Source organism: uncultured Acinetobacter sp. (assembly GCF_947626835.1).
In the GTDB taxonomy this organism is placed as follows: Bacteria; Pseudomonadota; Gammaproteobacteria; order Pseudomonadales; family Moraxellaceae; genus Acinetobacter.
In genome coordinates, this window is sequence record NZ_CANQTS010000003.1 from 1 (window position 1) to 21,450 (window position 21,450).

Genomic DNA, 21,450 nt, shown 5'->3' on the forward strand with positions numbered 1-21,450 from the left:
TAATTATTAACCTTTTCTTACATTTTAAACAGTGAAAAAAACGATTAATATGTTTAGTATGCCGTCTTCTTGAAATATGCAGTTGGGTCTGCTGAGGATGGTGTAAAAATTATGCTTGATGTTCAAAGCGTGAATGTGAGTGCTGTGACTGCCCCCGTTCAAGCCAATGTGTTAGGTCGTGCGCAAGCGACGCAAAAGCCGCCTAAACCTGAAAAAAACAGCATGAAATTTAATGCACAGCGCATTGATGTCAATAAAATGACCCAATATTTGCAAGGTATTACCCGTCAAACCACCATGCGTAAGTGTGCGCGTAGCGTCCGTTTAGCACTGCAAGCGGCTGGGGCTCGTTTTCAAAGTCATCCTGTTGCAGCGGCAGATTGGGGTTCAACCTTAACCCAAATTGGTTATCGCAAAATTAATTTAGCCTTTGATCGACCACAGAAAGGCGATATTTATATTATTGATCGGACTGCAAGCAATCGTTATGGGCATATTGCGGCATATTCAGGTCAAGCATGGGTATCGGATTTTAAACAGCGTAGTCATGCAGTATATAAAAATCAAAATGTTAAATATGAATACTATCGCTTGGCGTTTTAATTAAAACGTGGTGCGCGGTTACTGTAAATTGACACAATAAATAAACCGAGCACACTAAAGCCAATCGCTTGTAACATCAAAGCCCATACATGCTGCGCAGGTAGTAACAACATTAAGCCCAACCAATAGATGATGGGCAGCAGAAAAAACAGCACATCAAAGATGCTGTTATAATGCTGTTGGCTTTGTAATTTGAGCTTAATGACGCGTAATACATGCACAAGTGCACCTAAGCCTAAACTCAGCAGACTCAATGCCAAACTCAGCTCTGCCACTTTGGCACACGCATAAATCATTAAACAAACCGCTACACATAGGGCGAGTTTAACTTGTCGATTACAGCGTGCTGAATACCAAAAATCTAACATTATTGATCCTGAGCTTTGAGCAAAGAAAAAGGTGAAAATAAGCAAATGGCCAATGCCATAAAACCAATGCCTTGAGCGCCTAAGATTAAGATATCGCCATGTTTAAGCTGCATAAAAATAATCGCGATGATTAAAGCAATAGGAATCCAATGTAACACGCGCGTAAATATACTTTGAGTTGGAGCAAAATGTAGTTTGCAGTAACGACATATTAAAAAAATAATGCCTGTCCCTAAACACATCAAAATGGCCATTAAACTTAAAGGATTCAGCCAATACAAAACCGCTGTCACGAATACCAATATTCCAAACAAGCTAAATTTACGAGAAACAGGCACATTCGGGTCAAACCAAAACTCAAGCATCGGCACAAAGCTAAATAAAACAGGAGGCTTAATGTAGCAAATTGGCATAAAAAAAGGTGAAGCGATTGCTCCACCTTGCAGGCTTTAATTGAGTTTTTTAGGACCCCAATCATAAACACTTTTCTTGTAGGCGTACCACAGCATCCATGCGCCCACCAAAATCATTGGTAGACTTAAGAACTGTCCTTTACTCATCCATGCAATGAACAATTGGCTGTTGTCGGGTTCACGGAAGAATTCCATCACAAAGCGCGCCACACCATAACCCATTAAGAACACCGCCGACACCGCCATGCGTGGACGAGGCTTAGCGCTAAACCACCACAGCAGAATAAATAACAATAAACCTTCAGCAAATGCTTGATACAGTTGCGATGGATGGCGCACCAATTGTAAAGGATCGGTTGGGAAAACCATCCCTAGCGCAAAATCAGGATTGGTGACGGCACGACCATATAATTCGCCACCAATAAAGTTACCTATACGCCCAAACATCAGACCTGTGGGTACGCAAGGGGCAATAAAATCTAAAGTTTGGAACCATGACATGTGGTATTTCCTACACCACAGCAGCATGGCCAATACAACACCTAAGAAACCACCGTGGAAGCTCATACCACCGGTCCACACTTGGAATAACCATAATGGATCTGCCAAGAATTGTTCAAAGCCGTAAAAGAACACGTATCCAACACGACCGCCAATCACCACACCTAAAGCGCCATAGAAAATCAGGTCAGAAACCATATCTGCCGTCCAACCTTGACGTTGTTTAGCACGATAGGTGGCCAAACCCCACGCAAATAAAAACGCCAATAAATACATTAGTCCATACCAATGCACTTGCAGTGGCCCAATTGCAATCGCAACGGGGTCAATATTTGGATAGGTCAGCATGCAAATTCCTTGATCTTGTTTTGCATAGATTCTAGCTGAAAGTCATGAAAAATGTTGTACATTCAATGTGTAAAGATCGGGGAGTACAACATGTGTATTGTGGCTTTGGCATGGCAGGTGATTGATGGCATGCCCTTATGCTTAATTTCCAATCGGGATGAATATTATCAGCGCCCAACTCAAGCACTCAAAGCTTGGGAAAATAGCAATATCATTGCTGGACAAGATCTTGAACAGGGTGGCACATGGATGGGTGTGACCAAAACCGGACGTTGGGCGGTGATTACCAATTATCGTGATGGACAAGATCAACAAATCTATCCAACTTCACGCGGGCATTTGGTCAGTGATTTTTTACAGTCAGATTTAACCCCAATTCGCTTTGCAAAATTCTTAGAAACCAAGCAACGTAATTATGCTGGTTTTAATATCTTTATGGGTGATCAAACGCAAGCAGTCTATATGAGTAATCGCGGTGAAGCTCCACAAGTACTGGCACATGGGGTATATGTAGTGTCCAATGCTTTAATGCATGAGCCTTGGGAAAAAACTCGGCATTTACGCAAACGCTTCACCCAAGAACTATTGCCTTTATTGCAGCAAGACCTGCAAGTTGATATTGAAGATGCGGTATGGAATATTTTGCAAGATCAACGTCAAGTAGCTGTGGATTTACTGCCCAATACCGGAATTTCTCAAGAAATGGAACAACTACTGTCTTCAACTTTTATTGAAAGTGCACACTATGGCACGCGTTGTTGTAATTTTTTAAGCTTAAAGAAGCACACTTGGCATTGGCTTGAGAAAGATCAAACTGGAAAAATTGTACGTATACAGCAAGCGTTGGCATAAAAAAATCCCTCAAGTTGAGGGATTTTTTTAGGTGTATTTAAGCAGTTTACTTGGTGGTTTGCTCAAGTCCTTCACCTGCAATGACACCGCCATCTTTACGGGTAATCACTACAGTGGCTGAGCGTGGACGTGTACCACGACCGCCACTTAAATTAAGCGCTGCTGGGTGGTTGCTTGGCCACGTACCACCTGGGTGTTGTACGTTAACAAAAATTGCTTTGTAATCTGGAGTCATGGTTACACCAGTAATCTCGCAACCGCTTGGACCCGTTAAGAAACGGCGCAATTTTGAGTCATCCAGACTTGCGCCAGTAGGGGTAAGCTGTGAGCGATCACCTGATTTTGCTTGTTTAGTTTGACCATCACCCACCTGACCAGGCAGTGCGGCTAACATCATACAATTGGTTTCGTTGGTATAAGCGCCGTCATCGGTTTGAATCCAAAGCACACCACGTGGATCAAACCACATACCATCTGGGCTTGAGAAGTCATTTGCATCGGTTAAACCTGATAAGTTTACGTTCTCAAGCGAGTCGGCTTCAGCACCAAATAAGAAAATGTCCCAGACAAAGTTTAATGCGGTGGTGGTGTCACCATTTTCACGTAAACGAATAATATGACCGTTGATATTGCCGCTGAGTGAGGTTGAACTACTGTCATTGTCGAAGTAGTTACGTGGATTAGCTGCGTCAGTGTCATAGCTACGACCACGGCTACCATTGTTGGTTAAGGTTACATACACTTCACCATTTTTTGGATTGACTGCGACCCATTCAGGGCGATCCATTTTGGTTGCACCAACAGCATCACCTGCTAAACGTGTATTAACCAGTACATCTGCTTGATCAGCAAAGCGATATTTATCGTAATTGGCAATTAATGGGTTGTTGATTGAAAGTTCAATCCATTCACCAGTTGCACTTTGTGTTGCTTCATTGAAATCAAATTTTGCCACATACAACTTACCGTTGTTCATGTATTTGTCGCCAGCCGCATAGCCGCCGTTGACATCTTTAGGATTCCATTTGCTGTCTGAAACAAATTTGTAGATGTATTCGCCTGTTGAGTCATCACCCATATAGAACGCAAGGTTTTGACCGCTAATAGCACGGCTTGCACGGCAGTCTTCATGGGCAAAACGACCAAGCGCGGTACGTTTTACAGGACGTTCAGAGCTTGCAAATGGATCAATTTCAACGATCCAACCAAAAGTATTGGTTGAGTTACGGAAATCTTCTTCTGCAGTTAAATCAATTTCTTTACGGGTTAACCAACGGTCATATTGGTATTCTGAGTCTGCAACGCGATTTTCCACTGTATGCCATGCATAGCCGCTCTTAGCAGGAATTTTATAACGACTTAAAGACAGCAATTCTTGTTCATTACGTCCCGTGTCTTCACGTGAGAAGTATTGGTTAAAGTTTTCTTCTGTGGTGAGGTAAGTGCCCCAAGGAGTATAACCATTACCGCAGTTATTAATAGTTCCTAAAGAGAAGCTGCCATCTGGACTTGTGGCTGTTTTAACTAAATCGCTACCCTTAACTGGACCGGCAAAATTAATAGGGGTTGCAGCAGTAATACGGCGGTTAAATGGTGAATTGCGATTAATTTCTACCACTTGGGTGGTTGGATTTTTCACAATATGTACAATCGATACGCCGTGTGCATTGATCTCACGGATAACATCGTCTTCGCCACGGATTGCCTGACCGACGGTGTTATTTTGTGGGTGTATTAAACGTGCGTTATTAATATATTCATGGTTCATGACCAATAAACCTTCAGTCGATTCATTGGCATCATAACGGCTATTTTTCATGCCAAAGAAGGTCATGCCATCATGACATTCACCTGAACGTTTGGTAAATGATGCACCCGATGGAACATTGTTGTCATCCCATTCTGATAAGTTAGGTGCAATTGGGTCGCCCATGGCATACAGTACCCGTGCTTCATAACCTTCAGGTACGCTAAATGCATTTAAAGTATTCTTATCGACAGCTTTAAACTGTAATGATGATGGCAGTTTGCTTTCATCAAACACAGAATCATCAACAATTGATGCTGAATCATTGTCATCACTACAGCCTGTTAATGTGGTTGCTAAAGTAATGGCAACAGCACCGCCTGCAGTTTTGGTAATGAGTTCGCGGCGACTGATGGTTTTATTAAACAGATCTAAAAATTCAGCATTTCCTGAAGTGTTGCTGTCATAATCATCATTAAAAGGCATTTGTTCAGACATATTATTTTCCTAGCGATTTAGTGCGTCGGTATTTGAATGGTTGAGCAACACCTTAAAGCGACAATATGACAAAATCTTGAAGGCTTTGTTGCAATCTGATGAAATAAAAAAAGAGCAGATGAAACTGCTCTTGATTTTGATAAAATTTTGTTTTAATTATGTTTTTCTAGTAATTTTCCTGCGAATAATCCCAGCTCAAATAACATCCACATGGGGATCGCAAGCATAATCATTGAAAGCGCATCAGGTGGGGTAACAAACATGGCCACAAAGAAACAGCCCACGATAATAAAACGTCGTTTTTCCACCAATTGTTCGGTGGTCACGACACCAATTAAAATAAGTACCAACGTAATAATAGGAATTTCAAAGGTTAAACCAAACACTAAAAACAGCTTTAAACAGAAACTCAAATAGCTATTGATATCGGTCATGGGTGCAACTGTTTCAGGCGCTACACTCATAAAAAAATGCAATATTGATGGCAGTGCTACAAAGTAGGCAAAGGCAATACCGCTATAAAACAGCACAATACTGCCAATCAGTAAAGGCAGCGCTAAGCGTTTCTCTTTGGCATAGAGTGCTGGGCGCACAAAATCCCATAGCTGGTAAATGATAAATGGCATAGCAAGCATCAGTGCTACAAAGAAATTGAGCTTAAATGGCGCCATAAAAGTCGCCGTCACATCGGTGGCAATCATGGATGATGTGGTGGGCATTTGCGCACGTAATGGCTCAGACATGAGCTGATAGGTTTCATTGGCAAAGGGCAATAAGCAAAAAAACAATACCAACAACAGACCCACAATTTTAAATAAATGCCGGCGTAGCACAATTAAGTGCTTGGTAATCGGCATCTCTTGCAGTTGTTCGGCATCATCAAGCGGCTGTGAGTGTGTGTTCATATGGCCACCTTATAGACACGATGATCTGGCTTTTTACTTTTTAGCGGTGCACTAAGCATAGGTTTTTCACAAGGTACATAAGCTGTAGCCTGTGACTGTTGTGCTAGCATGGGTACTTCAGGCTCAATCAGAGTGATCTTTTGTTGTTCAAGCGTTTGCATTTGGAGCTGCATTTTCGCTTCAAGTTCCTGAATTTTTTTCATCTCTTGTTGCATTTGTTCACGCAACTCAGATAAACGTAACTCACGATCAATATCGTTTTGTACATTACTGATTAAACGTTTAACTTTGGCGTAACTCTTAGCGGCAAAGCGAGCTGCTTGAGGTAACTTTTCTGGCCCAAGCACCAATAATGCAATGATGCCGAATAGCAGCAACTCCGCCATTCCAATATTGAGCATGACAAGACATCCAAATTAATTTTTATGAGTAGAATTTAAATTTTGGGCGCTATGTTCTAAGGTGCGTGGTTCGCTGAGTTGAGCTTGGGTGCTCTCATCGTCACGAATTGATTTTTTAAAATCTTTGACTGCACCACCAACATCTTTACCTAAGTTTTTAAGTTTTGATGTGCCAAACAATAACAACACCACAATCGCAAAAATGAGGACATGCCAAATTGATAAACCAGCCATCTTTTTTCTCTTCGTTTGTAATGCTGCTTATATCAACAGTTCTATATGACAAGGCAGTGACGTTTATATTGCAATTTTAAGACAGGTTATGGGTAGGTAACTTTTTATCTATGCCAAATGCTGAAAAAAAACAAGCTTAAAAAAAATTAGGCCACACCTAATAGCGCAGCCTAAAGGATTAGCCTAGTGAAGCACGTAATAGTTGCATGGCTTGACCACGATGGCTGATCTTATTTTTGTCTATTTTAGACAATTCAGCACTTGAGCAGCCAAGCTCAGGCAACCAAAAGAGCGGATCATAACCAAAGCCATTTTCACCACGAGCCTGTTCTAAAATTTCGCCGTGCCAAATGCCTTGGAAAATTTTAGGCAATGGATCATCAGCATGTTCAACCAAAGCCAAGACACACACAAACATGCCTTTAATGGGCTGATGGTGTTGGCGCAGGGGTACAAGATCGGCTAAAAGCTTAGCATTATTAGCTGCATCATCGCCGTGTTCGCCGGCATAACGTGCTGAGTAAATCCCCGGTGCACCGCCTAAGATTGGCACACATAGTCCTGAGTCATCAGCAATAGCTGGTTTGCCTGAAATACGTGCGGCATGACGTGCTTTAATAATGGCATTTTCAACAAAACTTAAACCATCTTCAATGGCATCTTCAATATTAAGCTGACCTTGTGGTAGTACCTCTACAGGCAAGTTGAGTTCATTGAACATATTTTTAAACTCAGCAATTTTGCCTTTATTGTTACTGGCTAAAACTAAACTGCCTTGTGACAGCCATGCATTGTTAGACATAAAGTTACTCGTAGAATTTAGATTTTCTCCTAGTGTAACTGATTTTATCTCAGCAATAAAAAAGCACCCGAAGGTGCTTGTGTTTTATAAACCCTGAATCCATTGATCAGCACGATCACGTGCTTGACGAATTTGCTCTTGGGTTAAATTGGCAGCAAGTGCTGTCTTTTTACCTTCAGAGAGGCTAATCACTTTGTTATCAAGCATGCCATCACGGGTAGAGAGTTCATACCACTGATAAGCCCCAACAAAGTTACGTTTTTTCTCATCTAACAAGGCCAAATTAAAACTGGCGCGGTTATCGCCACGACTTGCTGCTTTTTCTAAATATTGACGACCTAAAGCTTCATTTTTTGAAGTGCCTTGACCATCAATCAACATACGTCCAACATTGAGCTGTGCTGATGCCAAACCTTGATCAGCAGCAAGTTTATACCAGCTAAAAGCTTGTTTAACGTCCTGCTTTACATCTTTGCCATATTCGTACTTCGTGCCCAAATAAAACTGTGCACCGGCTTGGCCTGCTTTAGCAGCTTGGCTTAAGCTTTGAATATCCATGACAGAATAACGTGCAGCTTGATTGGAAATTGAGTTGCTTGGTGATACATAATCGGCATGCGTATGCAGACTAAATAATCCGAAAAACAAACCACTAATTAATATTTTTTTCATAGAGCGCTCACCCGATAAATTGCGACTTCACCAAACAAGTTCGGGATATGTTTACTCAGTAAACTGCCTTGTTGATCCCCATTTACGGCGAGTCGATTGATAATTCGAATATTATTTTCTTCACATAATGCTTCAAAGTCACGGAAGGTGCATAAGTGAATGTTAGGTGTGTTATACCACATGTATGGCAGTGCATCAGAAACCGGCATTTTCCCTTTTAACGCCAAGAAAGAACGGGTCTTCCAATGGGCAAAGTTAGGAAAGGTAATAATTGCCTGTTTACCTACACGTACCATGTCACGTAATAAAACATCTGGTGCATCAACTGCTTGCAAAGCCTGTGCCATGACCACGTAATCAAAAGATTGATCTGCAAAACGACTTAAACCAAGGTTTAAATCCTGCTGAATAATATTTAACCCACGACTAATGGCAATTGCAATCTTTTCTTGATCAATTTCGAGACCATAAGCGCGAATATTATGTTTTTTGCTCATATGTTCGAGCAATTCACCTTCACCACAGCCTAAATCTAAAACGCGTGAGCCTGGTTTAATCCACTTTTCGGCAAGTTGTTGATCAATACGCATTACACGCTCTCCTTGGTTGCTTGAAGATGTTCTTTGCCACCTAAAAACGCCCGTAATGATTTAACGTACAAAGGAATTGGGAACAAGAATGAATCATGACCTTGTTCGGCATCAATATCTAAATAGCTCACCGGTTTGTTGTTACAAATTAACGCATCAACAATTTCTTGCGAACGGGCAGGGGTAAAACGCCAATCGGTGGTAAACGAGACCAACAAAAACTGACATTTTGGTTCAGCCATGGCTTTGACTAAAGATTGCTCATATTCACGCGCAGGATCAAAGTAATCTAAGGCTTTGGTCATAATTAAATAGGTGTTGGCATCAAAATTACGGCTAAATTGCTCGCCTTGATAGCGTAAATAACTTTCGACTTGAAATTCCACATCAAAACCATACATAAATTTGCCCGACTTTAAGTCACGACCAAATTTTTGTTTCATGGCTTCTTCAGACAAATAGGTAATATGACCGACCATACGTGCTAAAATTAAGCCGCGTTTTGGGTAACTATCATTTTCTAAATAGCGCCCATCATAAAAGTCAGGGTCAGACAAAATCGACTGACGTGCCACTTCGTTAAAGGCAATATTTTGTGCCGATAGTTTTGGCGCACTGGCAATAATCACGCATTTTTGCAGACGATCTGGGTAATCCACGCTCCATTGTAGCGCCTGCATGCCACCTAAAGAGCCGCCAATAATCGCGTACCACTGAGCAATACCTAAGCGGTCAGAAAGCATGGCTTGAGTTTTCACCCAATCACGTACTGTGACCAATGGAAAATCAGGGCCATAAGGGCGATTGTCATTTTCAGGGTTAGGTGAAATAGGCCCAGTTGAGCCATGACAGCCACCAATATTATTAAGCGCCACCACAAAGAATTTATTGGTATCAATGGCTTTATTGGGCCCAATACAAGCATCCCACCAGCCCGGCTTTTTGTCATCTTCGTGATGATAACCCGCTGCATGGTGATGCCCAGATAAGGCATGACAGATCAAAATAGCATTCGATTGATCGGCATTGAGTGTGCCATAGGTTTCGACCATTAAATCAAAACGCGGCAATACTCGACCACATTCAAGCTCTAACGGCTCGTCAAAAGAGAACTTTTGTGGAATCACAAGACCCACGGAGTCAGCTGGGAAAGACACGGGAATAATTCGCCTTAAATCTTTGGAGTAAACATAGAAAAGGATACCACTGAGGGTATCCTTATACAAAGTGCTTTGTTGTTGCGCTTTTAAACAGCAGCTGCAATCACTTGGTCAGTGCTTAACACACCTTGTTCAATCAAGCGATTGGTACAAGCAATGATCGCTTCAATTGAAGAGGTTACAATGTTGTCATGTACACCTGCACCAAAGGCAGATTTACCTGTACCTTGTACTTGTAATTCCACCAATGCTAAAGCTTTGGCATCTGCACCAGCACTAATACTGCGCTCTTCGTAGTTTAAAACATCAATTGGCAATTGAAGAGCATTTAAAATCGCAGAGATTGGACCATTGCCTTCGCCGCGAATTTGCTGGGCTTGACCATTGACCTCAATATCAAGCTCAATCACTTGTTTGCCATTTTCATCATGCAAACGGTAGTTTTTAGCTGAATAATGCGCATCTTTAGTCGCCACATACGTCTTTTGAAACAAGTTCCAAATCTGCTGCGCGCTGACTTCAATGCCTTCGTCATCAGCAACTTGTTGCACCACTTGTGAAAATTCAATTTGCAAACGACGTGGCAAGGTTACGTTGTAATTGGCTTCTAACAAGTATGCAATACCGCCTTTACCCGATTGAGAGTTGACACGAATCACCGCATCATAGTCACGCCCTAAATCTTTTGGGTCGATTGGCAAATAAGGCATATCCCAAATTTCTTCATTCTTTTGTAACTCAAAGCCTTTTTTAATAGCATCTTGGTGTGAGCCAGAAAATGCAGTAAAGACCAAATCACCGGCATACGGATGACGAGGGTGTACAGGTAAACCAGTACATTCCTCAACGGTGGCAATAATTTCATTGATGTTTGAGAAATCAAGATTTGGTGCAACACCTTGGGTGTACATGTTCAAGGCAATCGCAGCAACATCCACGTTACCGGTACGCTCACCATTACCAAACACACAACCTTCAACACGGTCAGCACCTGCCATAATGGCAAGTTCAGACGCTGCAATACCACAGCCACGGTCATTATGACAATGGACCGAAATAATCACGCCGTCACGACGTTGTAAATTACGGTGCATCCATTCAACTTGGTCGGCATATACGTTTGGTGTTGAAACTTCAACTGTTGCAGGTAAGTTCAAAATTACTTTATTGGTTGGAGAAGCTTCCCAAATTTCAGTCACCGCATCACACACGTCTTTCGCCACTTCTAATTCAGTTGCAGAGAAACATTCAGGTGAATATTGGAATACAAACTCAGTTTCAGGTTGTTTTGCTGCATATTCTTTGACTTTGGTGGCAGCATTAATGGCTAAATTTTTTGCACCAGCAATATCTACATTCAATACTTTTTGACGGAAGGTCGGTGAGTTTGAGTTATAAATATGCACAATGGCACGTTTAGCACCTTGTAATGCTTCAAAAGTGCGTTGGATCAAATGATCACGCGCTTGTACCAACACTTCAATATACACATCATCTGGAATATGACCTTCTTCAATTAATTTACGGGTGAAGTCAAAGTCAATTTGTGAAGCAGATGGAAAACCAATCTCAATATGTTTAAAGCCGATTTTCACCAACATTTGGAACATTTTAAATTTCTTTTCAATGTCCATTGGCTCAAAGATCGCTTGGTTACCGTCGCGTAGGTCGGTGCTCATCCAAATTGGCGCTTTTGTAATTTCGTTATTTGGCCATTGACGGTCAGGTAGATCAACACGTTGATACATGCGACGGTATTTTTTACTTGGATCAGCCAACATCATGAGATAACTCCTCGTACAAGTGCCATTACGTTGCTTAAAATGTAATGAGCTTTAGTATATAGATTGTGTCTATTGGTGTTTTTACAAGCGCAAGGCTTAAAGTGCAAAATAAAATACTGAGTTGATTTTACTGGGTCACTTGCCTCTTTTATGCCTTATAAATCTATAACTTAAAGTTTAATCGAGTTAAACCGAAAAGTTTTTGCTTTTTCTATGGATTTTAGTCTTATCTTAAAAAAGATTTTCTTATATAGCATTTAAAATGGAAAATATTTTCAATATTGGGTTTAAATGATCATATATTTTCTTAAAAATCACTAAGTTTTATCTATATTTTTTACTACGATGTTTGTATAGCGAAAATTAAAACTCATAGTCTAACAGCAACACTTAAGCTTGATATCTGCAAACAGTAGGGCAAATCAATAAAACCTTGCAGAAATTCATCTGCAAGGTTTTAACTAAAAGACGTCTTTGTCCGGTTAAGTCAAACGTTTATTTAAAAATTAAACGTGGTACTTAATTGAACACGACGACCTTCTTGTGTGTTGCTATAGTTGTTAAAGTATTTGTTACGTGCAGATACTGGTAGGTAGTTGTACTTATTAAAGTCTTTATCAAAGACATTATATAAAGCTAGACCAAACTCCCATTGATCATTTAGTGAATAATTAGAGCCGATATGGAATAAACCATAGGCTTTGTAATCACCTAAAGCATCTTGAATGATTTTTTTGTCGCCTGTTAATGGGGATTCACCTAAATAACGGCTTTTTTCAGAACGATATTCACCACGTGCCCATAAGCTTGCATTGTCTGCAACTTTCCAGTTGATCGATGCATTGGCCATATGTTCAGGCGTATCATTGAGTTGTAAACCGCGACTGGTGCCTTTGGTAATTTCAGATTGAGTCCATGTATAGTTGGCAGCAAGTTTAACAGCATCTGTGACTTGCCATTGGGTGCCAAATTCAACGCCATACAATTCCACTTCTTCAGCATTGATATTGCGGCTGACTGTCCAAGCATCACCAGATTGAATCGCCCAGTTGGTGCCACGATCAATAATGTAATTATTACACTGGGTATCGCTTAAACTTGGTGCATTACTGGTTGAAGCGCCACAAGAAAATTCATCTGGACCACCAATAATTTTGTCATCAATTGTGCTGTAGAAGCCAGTTAAGTTGGCTTTAAAACCATTAAGAGCATCAAAATAAAATCCAAGCTCTAGGTTTTCGCTGGTTTCAGGTTTTAAGTTTGGATTACCAAAACTTGGGCTTGCACCTTGACCACCCACGTTATACAAGCCATCTACAAGCTGTTCTAGACGCGGTGCTTTATAACCTTCTGCATAACCACCTTTTACAGTCCATTGGTCATTGGCATTCCAAACAAGGTAGGCACGTGGTGTGAAGAAATCACCAAAAGTACTATGGTCGTCATAACGCGCACCTAAAGTCAGGGCTAAATTTGGCAAGATCGACCAAGTGTCTTCCACAAAAAGACCATATTGTTCAAACGAAACATCTTTGTTGGTGCGTAGACCATCTGTAATGGTTGCATCCCAATATTGACCACCGACTACCAGTTTATGGTCATCAATGGCTTGAGTGGTAAATTTGCTGTCTACAACCAGATCTTCGCTCTCTAATAGACGAGGTACATAATCTTTTGTGAGGCTACCATTTTCCAAAGGAAGCATACGTGCTGGCAGTAAACGGCCTATGGTTTCGGTGGTATTGTGGGTGACACTTGAATCGACTTGACCATAAGTATTTTTCCACTCATGTACTAAAGCCCATTTTTCACGTGTGTATTCTTGTGACTCATCATAGCCACCTGCGGCGCCTAAAGTACCAAGTTGACTTTTACTGTTGTCATACCATTGTTCTGTTTGTTCATATTCTACCGAAAGTGCATGTGCATCTGTTGGGGTATAGGTTAAGCGTGCACCCACTGTATTTAAATCTGATTTAGTTGGATTATTACCTTGTGTTAGTTCAACTTCCGCACCAGCGTTATTTTGGTAGCTGATACTGGATTGATCACGCTCGTTATAACGACCACGTAATTGAATGCCTAAGGTATCTTGAATCAAAGGTCCTGAAACATACGCATCTACTGTGCGTTGATTGCCAAAGTCTGATGACTTAGGAAGAATGCTGGCATCTAATGTGACAGAGCCAGTCCATTCATTTGAGACTTTTTTGGTAATAATGTTGACCACACCACCCATGGCATCTGAACCATATAAGGTAGAAGCAGGTCCTTTAATCACTTCAATACGCTCAATGGCAGAAATAGGCGGAATAAAGTTATTGTTCGATTCGCCAAAGCCATTTGGGGTGATACTACCCACAGAATTTTGGCGACGTCCGTCAATTAGCACCAAGGTATAGTCTGAATCCATACCGCGCATACGAATATTTAAGCCACCTGTTTTACCTGCTGTAGGACTGATATCAATCCCTTCAACATCAACTAAGGCATCCGCCACTGAGTTAATGCGTTTATTTTTTAAATCTTCTTGTGTAATGACTGTGATTGAAGCAGGGGCATTTTTAATATCTTGTTCAAAACCTGCCGCCGAGACCACAATCGTAGACAGTTGATGTGGGGTGTCTGTGGTATTGGCAAAAGCAGTACCTGAAGCAATTGCTAACACGGCAAAACTAAGTGGTTTTAATGTAAATTGACGCATAGTGAAATTCCAAATATGGACAGCCTAACAGCAGTGCTTGGAATAATAATGATTAAAGTTCTCAATTACAATCTGTGCATGCAGCTAAAAAGAAATACGTCTAGGTAAATGGAGTTTATTTAATTGATTTACATATTTTTTTCGAGTAAGAAAACCTTGCTATGATTGCCAAGCGTTGAGCTTAATACACAAGTATAGTGACTGGAATGTGCTTGTTGAGTACGTATCTTGCACTGGCATAAACAGCACAAGCTGTGTACAGCTTACTGAACTGACCTACATAGCATCATGGTATGCGTGTGAATTAGTAAAAATATAAATAGCAGTTGTAAGCTTAACTAGGTGTTCAATGCACTTGATAAAAATCTCAAGATTAAGTAACAGTCTTGACTTGAAGATAGATAAATCACCCCAATTAAAAAGAAAAATTGCCCCTGAACAATGCGGTTTTGTATATATTGAATTGTTGTCATATAATATGGCACTTTTTTAAAACCTTTCACTAAAATATCGAGGAAGCCATGCAAGTAACTTCTGAAGCGGTTTCGGGCGTTGCCCGTCGTTTAAATGTATCTGTACCGACGAGCCGTATTAACGAGCAATTTGAAGCTCGCTTGAAACGCACTGCCAAAACTGTAAAGATCAACGGCTTCCGTCAAGGTAAAGTGCCTGTAAACGTTGTACGTCGTGAATATGGCGCGGGTATCTACCAAGAAGTCGTAAATGACATTATCCGTGACACCGTGTTTGAAGCAATTCAGCAAGAAAAAATCAATGCTGTAGGTATGCCAAACATTGAAAAAACTGAAATGAAAGACGACGCGCTTGTATACGAAGCAACAGTTGAAGTTTACCCAGAAGTTGAGGTGAAGTTCGAAGGTTTAGCAGTTGAGCGTAAAGCTGCGACTGTAAACGACAAAGACGTTGATCAAATGATCGAAAACCTACAAAAGCAACGCGCAGGTTGGGCAGACACTAAAGGCATGGCGAAAAAAGACATGCAAGTGACGTTTGACTTTGAAGGTTCAATCGACGGCGAAAAATTTGAAGGCGGTTCTGCCGAAGACTTCAAACTTGTTTTAGGTTCAGGTCGTATGATCCCTGGCTTCGAAGACGGCATCGTTGGTATGAAGAAAGGCGAAGAGAAAGTGATTGACGTTACTTTCCCTGAAGACTACCAAGCTGCAAACCTTGCAGGCAAAACTGCACAGTTTAAAATTACTGTGAAACAAGTTGAAAAACAAAAGCTTCCAGAAATTGATGCAGAATTCTTAAAAGTATTTGGCGTATCTGAAGAAGAAGGCGTTGAAAAACTTAAAGCTGACGTGCGTAAAAACATGGAGCGCGAAGTAACAAACGGTCTTCGTAACCAAGTGAAAGGTGCAACTTTTGATGCACTTGTTGCGGCTAACGAAATCGAAGTTCCAGAAGCAATGTTAACGCAAGAAATTGAGCGTCAACGTCAACAAATGATCCAACAGTTCACACAACAGTTTGGTGCTCAAGGCGCGAAAGCATTTGATTCAAGCATGCTTCCTGATGACCTTTTCAAAGAGCAAGCTGAAAAATCAGTGAAACTTGGCGTATTAGTCAGCAAAGTATTGGCTGATGCGAAAATTGAAGTTGATCCTGCTCGTGTAGAAGCTTACATCGCTGACATGGCATCTTCTTACGAAGATCCAACTGAAGTGATTGAATACTTCAACAACGACAAACAACAACGCGCGCAAATCGAAGCTGTTGTTTTAGAAGATCAAGTTGTAGATTACATTTTAGCTGCGGCTCAAGTGACTGAAACAACTGTAAGCTATGAAGACTTGTTAAAAGAGCAGCAAGCTCGTCAACAAGGCTAATAGCCAGATCAAGAAAAAAGGCGCTGATAGCGCCTTTTTTTTTATATTTCGAGGCTTTGTGTTCTTCACAAAACTTATGCAAAAAACCGCAATGATTTATTTGTGAATCTTTTGCAATTTAATGAATTATCCCTCATATTGTGACTATGAGTGCAGTCACAAAAAATTTTAGGAATAATTAAACTTATGTACGTTCCAACTATTGATAACGCCTTAGTCCCAATGGTGGTAGAACAGTCATCGCGTGGTGAACGTTCTTTTGATATTTATTCACGTTTATTGCGTGAGCGTGTCATTTTTATGACCGGTGAAGTTGAAGACAATATGGCGAACTTAATTGTGGCGCAAATGTTGTTTTTAGAAGCTGAAAACCCAGACAAAGATATTCATTTATATATCAACTCTCCGGGCGGTTCAGTGACCGCAGGTATGGCGATTTACGATACCATGCAATTTATCAAGCCTGATGTGGTGACCTATTGTATGGGTCAAGCTGCATCTATGGGTGCATTTTTACTCAATGCTGGTGCCAAGGGTAAGCGTTATTGCTTAGAAAATGCCCGTGTCATGATCCATCAACCATTGGGTGGTTTCCGTGGTCAGGCATCTGATATTGAAATTCATGCCCGTGAAATTTTATTTATTAAAGAACGCTTAAACCGTCTAATGGCGGAACACAGCGGTCAAGATTATGAAAAAGTTGCACGCGACACCGATCGTGATAACTTTATGACAGCTGAGCAAGCCAAAGAATACGGCTTAGTGGACGCAGTATTATCTAAACGTCCTTAAGTTTTTCCCTTTTAGATATTGGAGTGAATATGTCCGAACATCCTCAAGGACAAAAGCATTGTTCATTTTGCGGTAAAACGCAGTCTGAAGTCGGGAAACTGATTGCAGGCGAGGACGCATACATCTGTAATGAATGTGTCGACGTATGCCTAGACCTCGTACAAACCAGCCAACAAGTGGATGCTGGGGATTGGGCGGCAAAACCGTTACCAAAACCACATGAAATTCGTGCGGCGCTTGATCAATATGTGATTGGGCAAGATGTAGCCAAGAAAACTTTATCTGTTGCGGTATACAACCATTACAAGCGTTTAAAAGTGACCCATAATGGTCAAAAACGTCAAGATGGGGTAGAAATTGCCAAAAGTAATATCTTGCTTGTGGGACCTACCGGTTCAGGTAAAACCTTACTTGCACAAACTTTAGCACGTTTGCTTGATGTACCCTTTGCCATGGCAGATGCGACCACTTTAACCGAAGCCGGTTATGTGGGTGAAGATGTTGAAAACATTGTACAAAAGCTGTTGCAAAAAGCCGATTATGATGTAGAAAAAGCTGAAAAAGGCATTATCTACATTGATGAAATCGACAAAATTACCCGTAAATCAGAAAATCCATCGATTACTCGCGATGTCTCTGGTGAGGGCGTACAGCAAGCCTTGTTAAAAATGATTGAAGGCACAGTGGCTTCAATTCCACCACAAGGTGGGCGTAAACATCCACAACAAGAGTTTATTCAGGTGGATACCTCAAACATCTTGTTTATTTGTGGTGGTGCGTTCTCAGGTCTTGAGAAAATTGTACAGCAGCGTCAAGAAAAAGGTGGCATTGGCTTTACTGCAGAAGTGCGTAAAAAAGATGAAACCAAAAAGCTATCTGATTTGTTCCGTCAAGTTGAAGCAACTGACTTGGTGAAATTTGGTCTTATTCCAGAGTTCATTGGTCGTTTGCCAGTCATTGCAACCTTAGATGAATTAGATTTAGATGCTTTATTGCAAATTTTGACTGAGCCTAAAAATGCGTTGACCCGTCAATACGAATATTTATTCGAGATGGAAGATGTCGATTTAGTCTTTGATGAAGATGCGTTACGTGCAGTGGCGAAAAAAGCCTTAGAGCGTAATACAGGTGCTCGTGGTTTACGTTCTATTTTAGAAAACGTACTGCTTGAAACCATGTATGACTTACCAAGCCAAGAAGGTGTAGGTACAGTGGTGGTGACGGCGGCTGTCATTAATGAAGGTGCGAAACCTGAGTTTAAAGCAGAGCGTCAAGCCAAAGCAGATGTTGTTGAAGAAGCAAAAACTGATCTTAAATTGGTCAATAAAACAGCTTAATTCAACAATTAAAAAAACGTGCCATTTGGCACGTTTTTTTTGGGCTATTTTTTCTCAAGTTGCTTTAGCTGTTGTTCAATTGGTGCAAAGTCTTGTCCAGCTTGCTTGAGTAATTCAGCTAAACGCTGATTAGTGATTTGACTCATACGTAGTGCCAATGCAGGACTTTTCTTTAAAATAGATTGTCCAACTTCACTTTCATAAAACTTAATTTGGGCTTGAATTTCTTGAGCGCTAAAGGTGTCTTGATAAGCTTGAATATACAATGGTTTTAAAGTTGACCATGACATACTGTGAAGACTGGTTTGATACATTTGTTCGGCAAGTTGGCGAGCTACAGCTTGTTCTTGTGAGTTAAGCTGTGATTTTTGCAAACGATATTGAATGGCAATCTCTGCTTGTTGTTGTAACTGAGGTTTAAGCTGTAGCAAGGTTTGTGCCGCTAATGATTCTACTTGTGTCACGGTAAATAGTTTTTCAACTTGTTGTGGCGTTGCAGATGCAGCAAAAGTGACATGGCTGCTCAACAGCAGGGCAAAGGTTAGAATAATTTTCTTCATATGCATCATATTTAAATAAAAAAGCACCCTCACTATAGGGTACTTTTTATTATTTTGGCAAATTATTGCGCAGCAGCATCAACTACCGGAATTTTCCCAATTTTAGCTTGCCAAATTTTTGGTGCAGTTGCGTGTACAGAGGTACCGTTTACATCAACTGCAACCGATACAGGCATGTCTTTTACAACAAACTTGTAGATTGCTTCCATACCTAAGTCTTCAAATGCAACCACTTCAGCTTCACGGATGGCTTTAGAAACAAGGTAAGCAGCACCACCAACAGCCATTAAATAGGTTGTTTTGGTGTCTTTGATTGCTTCGATTGCAGTAGGACCACGTTCAGCTTTACCAATCATGCCGTAAAGACCAGTCGCTTCTAATACTTGACGAGTGAATTTGTCCATACGTGTTGCAGTGGTAGGACCAGCAGGACCTACAACTTCATCACCAACTGGATCAACAGGGCCTACGTAGTAGATGAACTTACCTTTAAGATCTACAGGAAGCTCTTCACCGTTATTTAACATGTCAACCATACGTTTGTGAGCCGCGTCACGACCTGTATAGATGGTACCGTTAAGTAGTAATGTGTCGCCTGGTTGCCAAGAGTTCATTTCTTCTTGCGTGATGTTGTCTAAGTCAACACGTTTAGAAGATGATGAATCCCAAGTCACTTCAGGATAGTCTTCAAGTTTAGGTGCCATGATGTTAGCAACACCTGAACCATCAAGCGTGAAATGTGCATGACGCGTTGCCGCACAGTTTGGAATCATACCCACTGGTTTGCCCGCAGCGTGACATGGATAGTCTTTGATTTTAATATCAAGAACTGTGGTTAAACCGCCAAGACCTTGAGCACCAATCCCTAAAGCATTTACTTTTTCGAAGATTTCGATACGAAGCTCTTCCATTTTGCTTTGTGGACCACGACGAAGTAACTCGTCCATGTTGATCTCTTCCATCAATGCTTCTTTGGCAAGCATCATGGCTTTTTCAGCAGTACCACCAATACCAATACCCAACATACCCGGTGGACACCAGCCTGCACCCATAGTAGGAACAGTTTTTAATACCCAATCCACGATTGAGTCAGATGGGTTAAGCATTGCAAGTTTAGATTTGTTTTCTGAACCGCCACCTTTGGCTGCTACAGTGATATCTACTTTGTTACCCGGAACAAGTTTGTGGTAGATCACAGCAGGGGTGTTATCTTTGGTGTTTTTACGACCAAATGCAGGGTCAGCAAGTACAGAGGCACGTAATACGTTTGAGTTCTCTAAGTAACCTTGACGTACACCTTCGTTAATCGCATCGTCTAGGCTCATGGTTAAATCAAATTTAACATCCATACCCACTTCAACGAATACGTTGACGATACCAGTATCTTGGCAGATTGGGCGGTGGCCTTCTGCACACATACGAGAGTTAATTAAGATTTGTGCAATTGCATCTTTAGCAGCTTTGTTTTCTTCGCGGTCATACGCACGGCTCATCGCTTGGATGAAGTCTTGTGGATGGTAGTAAGAAATAAACTGAAGCGCATCTTTAACCGATGTGATCAAGTCATCTTGCTTGATAATAGTTGTCATATCAAATATCTCTTGAGCGGGCTGTTAGCTAGCGGACTAAATTATAAGACAAAAACTTCAAGCTGTGGGTATTTTGGCAAGGCTTTGGGCGAAAGTTTAATGACAGGATTAAAAAACTTAAATTTGATGAAAATTTAAACCAAAAAGCACGCTCTTTTGTCATATTTAAGTCACTTTTTTGTCATAAAACTTCAAAAAAATAATCATATTTTTAATAAGTTTTTGTTTTTAATCATGAATTTTTTTTAAGTGTTAATTTTTGATTGTCATATAACTGTCATAAAACTTTCAGATAATAGCGCCATCAAATCAATGGTTGAATTCTCGATGATTACTAGTGCGCTTATGGTTGTTGGTTTTAGTGTTTATATCGCTGCAACTTGGATGTACGGTCAAAAAGAAGATTAAGCCCCCGCTTTATCTTCTTTTTTTATAATAAAAATTATTTTGTTTTATCGCCTTTCTTTTTATATTGCTTACATTTTACGCTATGCTGATCTTAAGCAAACTCGCTTGATTGGGTGATGTGATGCGTAAATATCTCGCTTTGACCTTAGTGCTTTTTGCATGGGCTGTGCATGCTCAACAAAAACCACCGCCTCATGAATCTGAACCACAAATTCCTGTTGAAACGATACGACAACCGCAGCCACCTGTGCCGCTTGAGCCTTGTGCGCCTTTAGAACACTGTATGCCGCCCAGCCATTAAAAAAACCACCCTATACGTATATAGGATG

The 21,450-nt window shown here is 40.9% G+C and carries 20 protein-coding genes and 1 pseudogene; 6 read left to right on the forward strand and 15 right to left on the reverse strand.

The features are described 5' to 3' along the window. The first annotated feature begins 111 nt into the window (after nucleotides 1-111). The gene (locus tag Q0Z55_RS02505; RefSeq protein WP_297423795.1) at nucleotides 112-603 is read left to right on the forward strand and encodes a CHAP domain-containing protein; all 492 of its coding nucleotides are present in this window, start codon (nucleotides 112-114) and stop codon (nucleotides 601-603) included. On the opposite strand, the gene Q0Z55_RS02510 is transcribed toward Q0Z55_RS02505, so the two are convergent. The 3 genes from Q0Z55_RS02510 to lgt all read right to left on the reverse strand — a co-directional run bounded on the left by Q0Z55_RS02510 (nucleotide 600) and on the right by lgt (nucleotide 2,233). Further along, nucleotides 600-971, reverse strand: coding sequence for a hypothetical protein (locus Q0Z55_RS02510; RefSeq protein ID WP_297423797.1), 372 nt, complete (start codon nucleotides 969-971; stop codon nucleotides 600-602). The two genes, Q0Z55_RS02505 and Q0Z55_RS02510, sit on opposite strands and share 4 nt — an antisense overlap. Further along, nucleotides 971-1,336, reverse strand: a complete 366-nt coding sequence (locus Q0Z55_RS02515) for a hypothetical protein (protein WP_297423799.1) — start codon at nucleotides 1,334-1,336, stop codon at nucleotides 971-973. The genes Q0Z55_RS02510 and Q0Z55_RS02515 overlap by 1 nt, the downstream gene beginning before the upstream one ends. Nucleotides 1,337-1,420: 84 nt before the next feature. Further along, complete coding sequence (gene lgt, locus Q0Z55_RS02520) at nucleotides 1,421-2,233, reverse strand: prolipoprotein diacylglyceryl transferase (RefSeq protein ID WP_297423800.1); 813 nt, start codon at nucleotides 2,231-2,233, stop codon at nucleotides 1,421-1,423. A gap of 90 nt (nucleotides 2,234-2,323) precedes the next feature. On the opposite strand from lgt, the gene Q0Z55_RS02525 reads away from it, so the two are divergent. After that, nucleotides 2,324-3,085: an NRDE family protein gene (locus Q0Z55_RS02525; RefSeq protein WP_297423802.1), complete on the forward strand. Its 762-nt coding sequence runs from the start codon at nucleotides 2,324-2,326 to the stop codon at nucleotides 3,083-3,085. 46 nt (nucleotides 3,086-3,131) lie between these two features. Here Q0Z55_RS02525 and Q0Z55_RS02530 read toward each other — a convergent pair whose 3' ends face one another. The 10 genes and pseudogenes from Q0Z55_RS02530 to Q0Z55_RS02575 form a co-directional block, all read right to left on the reverse strand. Then, nucleotides 3,132-5,330: a PhoX family phosphatase gene (locus Q0Z55_RS02530; RefSeq protein WP_297423804.1), complete on the reverse strand. Its 2,199-nt coding sequence runs from the start codon at nucleotides 5,328-5,330 to the stop codon at nucleotides 3,132-3,134. Nucleotides 5,331-5,482: 152 nt separating this feature from the next. Beyond that, on the reverse strand, nucleotides 5,483-6,235 hold the full coding sequence (gene tatC / locus Q0Z55_RS02535; RefSeq protein ID WP_297423807.1) for a twin-arginine translocase subunit TatC: 753 nt from the start codon (nucleotides 6,233-6,235) through the stop codon (nucleotides 5,483-5,485). Between the two features lie 137 nt (nucleotides 6,236-6,372). Further along, nucleotides 6,373-6,636: pseudogene (gene tatB / locus Q0Z55_RS02540) on the reverse strand (Sec-independent protein translocase protein TatB); the annotation flags it as partial. Nucleotides 6,637-6,651: 15 nt separating this feature from the next. Then, nucleotides 6,652-6,870: a Sec-independent protein translocase subunit TatA gene (locus Q0Z55_RS02545; protein WP_297423811.1), complete on the reverse strand. Its 219-nt coding sequence runs from the start codon at nucleotides 6,868-6,870 to the stop codon at nucleotides 6,652-6,654. Between the two features lie 178 nt (nucleotides 6,871-7,048). After that, entirely contained in the window at nucleotides 7,049-7,672 is a 624-nt protein-coding gene (gene rdgB, locus Q0Z55_RS02550; protein WP_297423813.1) for an RdgB/HAM1 family non-canonical purine NTP pyrophosphatase, read from the reverse strand. Nucleotides 7,673-7,756: 84 nt separating this feature from the next. After that, nucleotides 7,757-8,344, reverse strand: a complete 588-nt coding sequence (locus Q0Z55_RS02555) for a tetratricopeptide repeat protein (protein WP_297423815.1) — start codon at nucleotides 8,342-8,344, stop codon at nucleotides 7,757-7,759. Then, nucleotides 8,341-8,934, reverse strand: coding sequence for a methionine biosynthesis protein MetW (metW, locus tag Q0Z55_RS02560; protein ID WP_122899985.1), 594 nt, complete (start codon nucleotides 8,932-8,934; stop codon nucleotides 8,341-8,343). The genes Q0Z55_RS02555 and metW overlap by 4 nt, the downstream gene beginning before the upstream one ends. Beyond that, nucleotides 8,934-10,091: a homoserine O-acetyltransferase gene (locus Q0Z55_RS02565; RefSeq protein WP_297423817.1), complete on the reverse strand. Its 1,158-nt coding sequence runs from the start codon at nucleotides 10,089-10,091 to the stop codon at nucleotides 8,934-8,936. The genes metW and Q0Z55_RS02565 overlap by 1 nt, the downstream gene beginning before the upstream one ends. An 89-nt stretch (nucleotides 10,092-10,180) precedes the next feature. After that, entirely contained in the window at nucleotides 10,181-11,878 is a 1,698-nt protein-coding gene (gene leuA, locus Q0Z55_RS02570) for a 2-isopropylmalate synthase (RefSeq protein WP_297423819.1), read from the reverse strand. Between the two features lie 499 nt (nucleotides 11,879-12,377). Next, nucleotides 12,378-14,582, reverse strand: a complete 2,205-nt coding sequence (locus Q0Z55_RS02575; protein WP_297423821.1) for a TonB-dependent receptor — start codon at nucleotides 14,580-14,582, stop codon at nucleotides 12,378-12,380. 521 nt (nucleotides 14,583-15,103) lie between these two features. On the opposite strand from Q0Z55_RS02575, the gene tig reads away from it, so the two are divergent. The 3 genes from tig (at nucleotide 15,104) to clpX (ending at nucleotide 18,564) form a co-directional block, all read left to right on the forward strand. Then, nucleotides 15,104-16,435 carry a trigger factor gene (tig, locus tag Q0Z55_RS02580; protein ID WP_297423822.1) on the forward strand — a complete coding sequence of 444 codons (1,332 nt, stop codon included), beginning with the start codon at nucleotides 15,104-15,106 and terminating at the stop codon, nucleotides 16,433-16,435. A gap of 186 nt (nucleotides 16,436-16,621) precedes the next feature. Continuing rightward, nucleotides 16,622-17,227 (forward strand): ATP-dependent Clp endopeptidase proteolytic subunit ClpP, encoded by a 606-nt coding sequence (gene clpP, locus Q0Z55_RS02585; RefSeq protein ID WP_297423824.1) that lies wholly within the window; start codon nucleotides 16,622-16,624, stop codon nucleotides 17,225-17,227. A gap of 29 nt (nucleotides 17,228-17,256) precedes the next feature. Further along, nucleotides 17,257-18,564, forward strand: coding sequence for an ATP-dependent protease ATP-binding subunit ClpX (clpX, locus tag Q0Z55_RS02590; protein ID WP_297423827.1), 1,308 nt, complete (start codon nucleotides 17,257-17,259; stop codon nucleotides 18,562-18,564). Nucleotides 18,565-18,608: 44 nt separating this feature from the next. On the opposite strand, the gene Q0Z55_RS02595 is transcribed toward clpX, so the two are convergent. Both Q0Z55_RS02595 and Q0Z55_RS02600 read right to left on the reverse strand, forming a co-directional pair. Beyond that, nucleotides 18,609-19,124: a DUF2059 domain-containing protein gene (locus Q0Z55_RS02595; RefSeq protein ID WP_297423829.1), complete on the reverse strand. Its 516-nt coding sequence runs from the start codon at nucleotides 19,122-19,124 to the stop codon at nucleotides 18,609-18,611. Nucleotides 19,125-19,186: 62 nt separating this feature from the next. Further along, on the reverse strand, nucleotides 19,187-20,713 hold the full coding sequence (locus Q0Z55_RS02600; protein ID WP_297423831.1) for a fumarate hydratase: 1,527 nt from the start codon (nucleotides 20,711-20,713) through the stop codon (nucleotides 19,187-19,189). Between the two features lie 529 nt (nucleotides 20,714-21,242). On the opposite strand from Q0Z55_RS02600, the gene Q0Z55_RS02605 reads away from it, so the two are divergent. Then, on the forward strand, nucleotides 21,243-21,422 hold the full coding sequence (locus Q0Z55_RS02605) for a hypothetical protein (protein WP_297423833.1): 180 nt from the start codon (nucleotides 21,243-21,245) through the stop codon (nucleotides 21,420-21,422). Nucleotides 21,423-21,450: the final 28 nt, after the last annotated feature.

Coding starts and splice junctions, on each gene's coding strand:
- lgt (WP_297423800.1), bottom strand. CDS start 2,233: ATGCTGACCTATCCAAATATTGACCCCGTTGCGATTGCAATTGGGCCA.
- Q0Z55_RS02605 (WP_297423833.1), top strand. CDS start 21,243: ATGCGTAAATATCTCGCTTTGACCTTAGTGCTTTTTGCATGGGCTGTG.
- Q0Z55_RS02505 (WP_297423795.1), top strand. CDS start 112: ATGCTTGATGTTCAAAGCGTGAATGTGAGTGCTGTGACTGCCCCCGTT.
- leuA (WP_297423819.1), bottom strand. CDS start 11,878: ATGATGTTGGCTGATCCAAGTAAAAAATACCGTCGCATGTATCAACGT.
- Q0Z55_RS02525 (WP_297423802.1), top strand. CDS start 2,324: ATGTGTATTGTGGCTTTGGCATGGCAGGTGATTGATGGCATGCCCTTA.
- Q0Z55_RS02530 (WP_297423804.1), bottom strand. CDS start 5,330: ATGTCTGAACAAATGCCTTTTAATGATGATTATGACAGCAACACTTCA.
- clpX (WP_297423827.1), top strand. CDS start 17,257: ATGTCCGAACATCCTCAAGGACAAAAGCATTGTTCATTTTGCGGTAAA.
- Q0Z55_RS02510 (WP_297423797.1), bottom strand. CDS start 971: ATGTTAGATTTTTGGTATTCAGCACGCTGTAATCGACAAGTTAAACTC.
- Q0Z55_RS02595 (WP_297423829.1), bottom strand. CDS start 19,124: ATGAAGAAAATTATTCTAACCTTTGCCCTGCTGTTGAGCAGCCATGTC.
- Q0Z55_RS02600 (WP_297423831.1), bottom strand. CDS start 20,713: ATGACAACTATTATCAAGCAAGATGACTTGATCACATCGGTTAAAGAT.
- tig (WP_297423822.1), top strand. CDS start 15,104: ATGCAAGTAACTTCTGAAGCGGTTTCGGGCGTTGCCCGTCGTTTAAAT.
- metW (WP_122899985.1), bottom strand. CDS start 8,934: ATGCGTATTGATCAACAACTTGCCGAAAAGTGGATTAAACCAGGCTCA.
- rdgB (WP_297423813.1), bottom strand. CDS start 7,672: ATGTCTAACAATGCATGGCTGTCACAAGGCAGTTTAGTTTTAGCCAGT.
- tatC (WP_297423807.1), bottom strand. CDS start 6,235: ATGAACACACACTCACAGCCGCTTGATGATGCCGAACAACTGCAAGAG.
- Q0Z55_RS02555 (WP_297423815.1), bottom strand. CDS start 8,344: ATGAAAAAAATATTAATTAGTGGTTTGTTTTTCGGATTATTTAGTCTG.
- clpP (WP_297423824.1), top strand. CDS start 16,622: ATGTACGTTCCAACTATTGATAACGCCTTAGTCCCAATGGTGGTAGAA.
- Q0Z55_RS02515 (WP_297423799.1), bottom strand. CDS start 1,336: ATGCTTGAGTTTTGGTTTGACCCGAATGTGCCTGTTTCTCGTAAATTT.
- Q0Z55_RS02545 (WP_297423811.1), bottom strand. CDS start 6,870: ATGGCTGGTTTATCAATTTGGCATGTCCTCATTTTTGCGATTGTGGTG.
- Q0Z55_RS02575 (WP_297423821.1), bottom strand. CDS start 14,582: ATGCGTCAATTTACATTAAAACCACTTAGTTTTGCCGTGTTAGCAATT.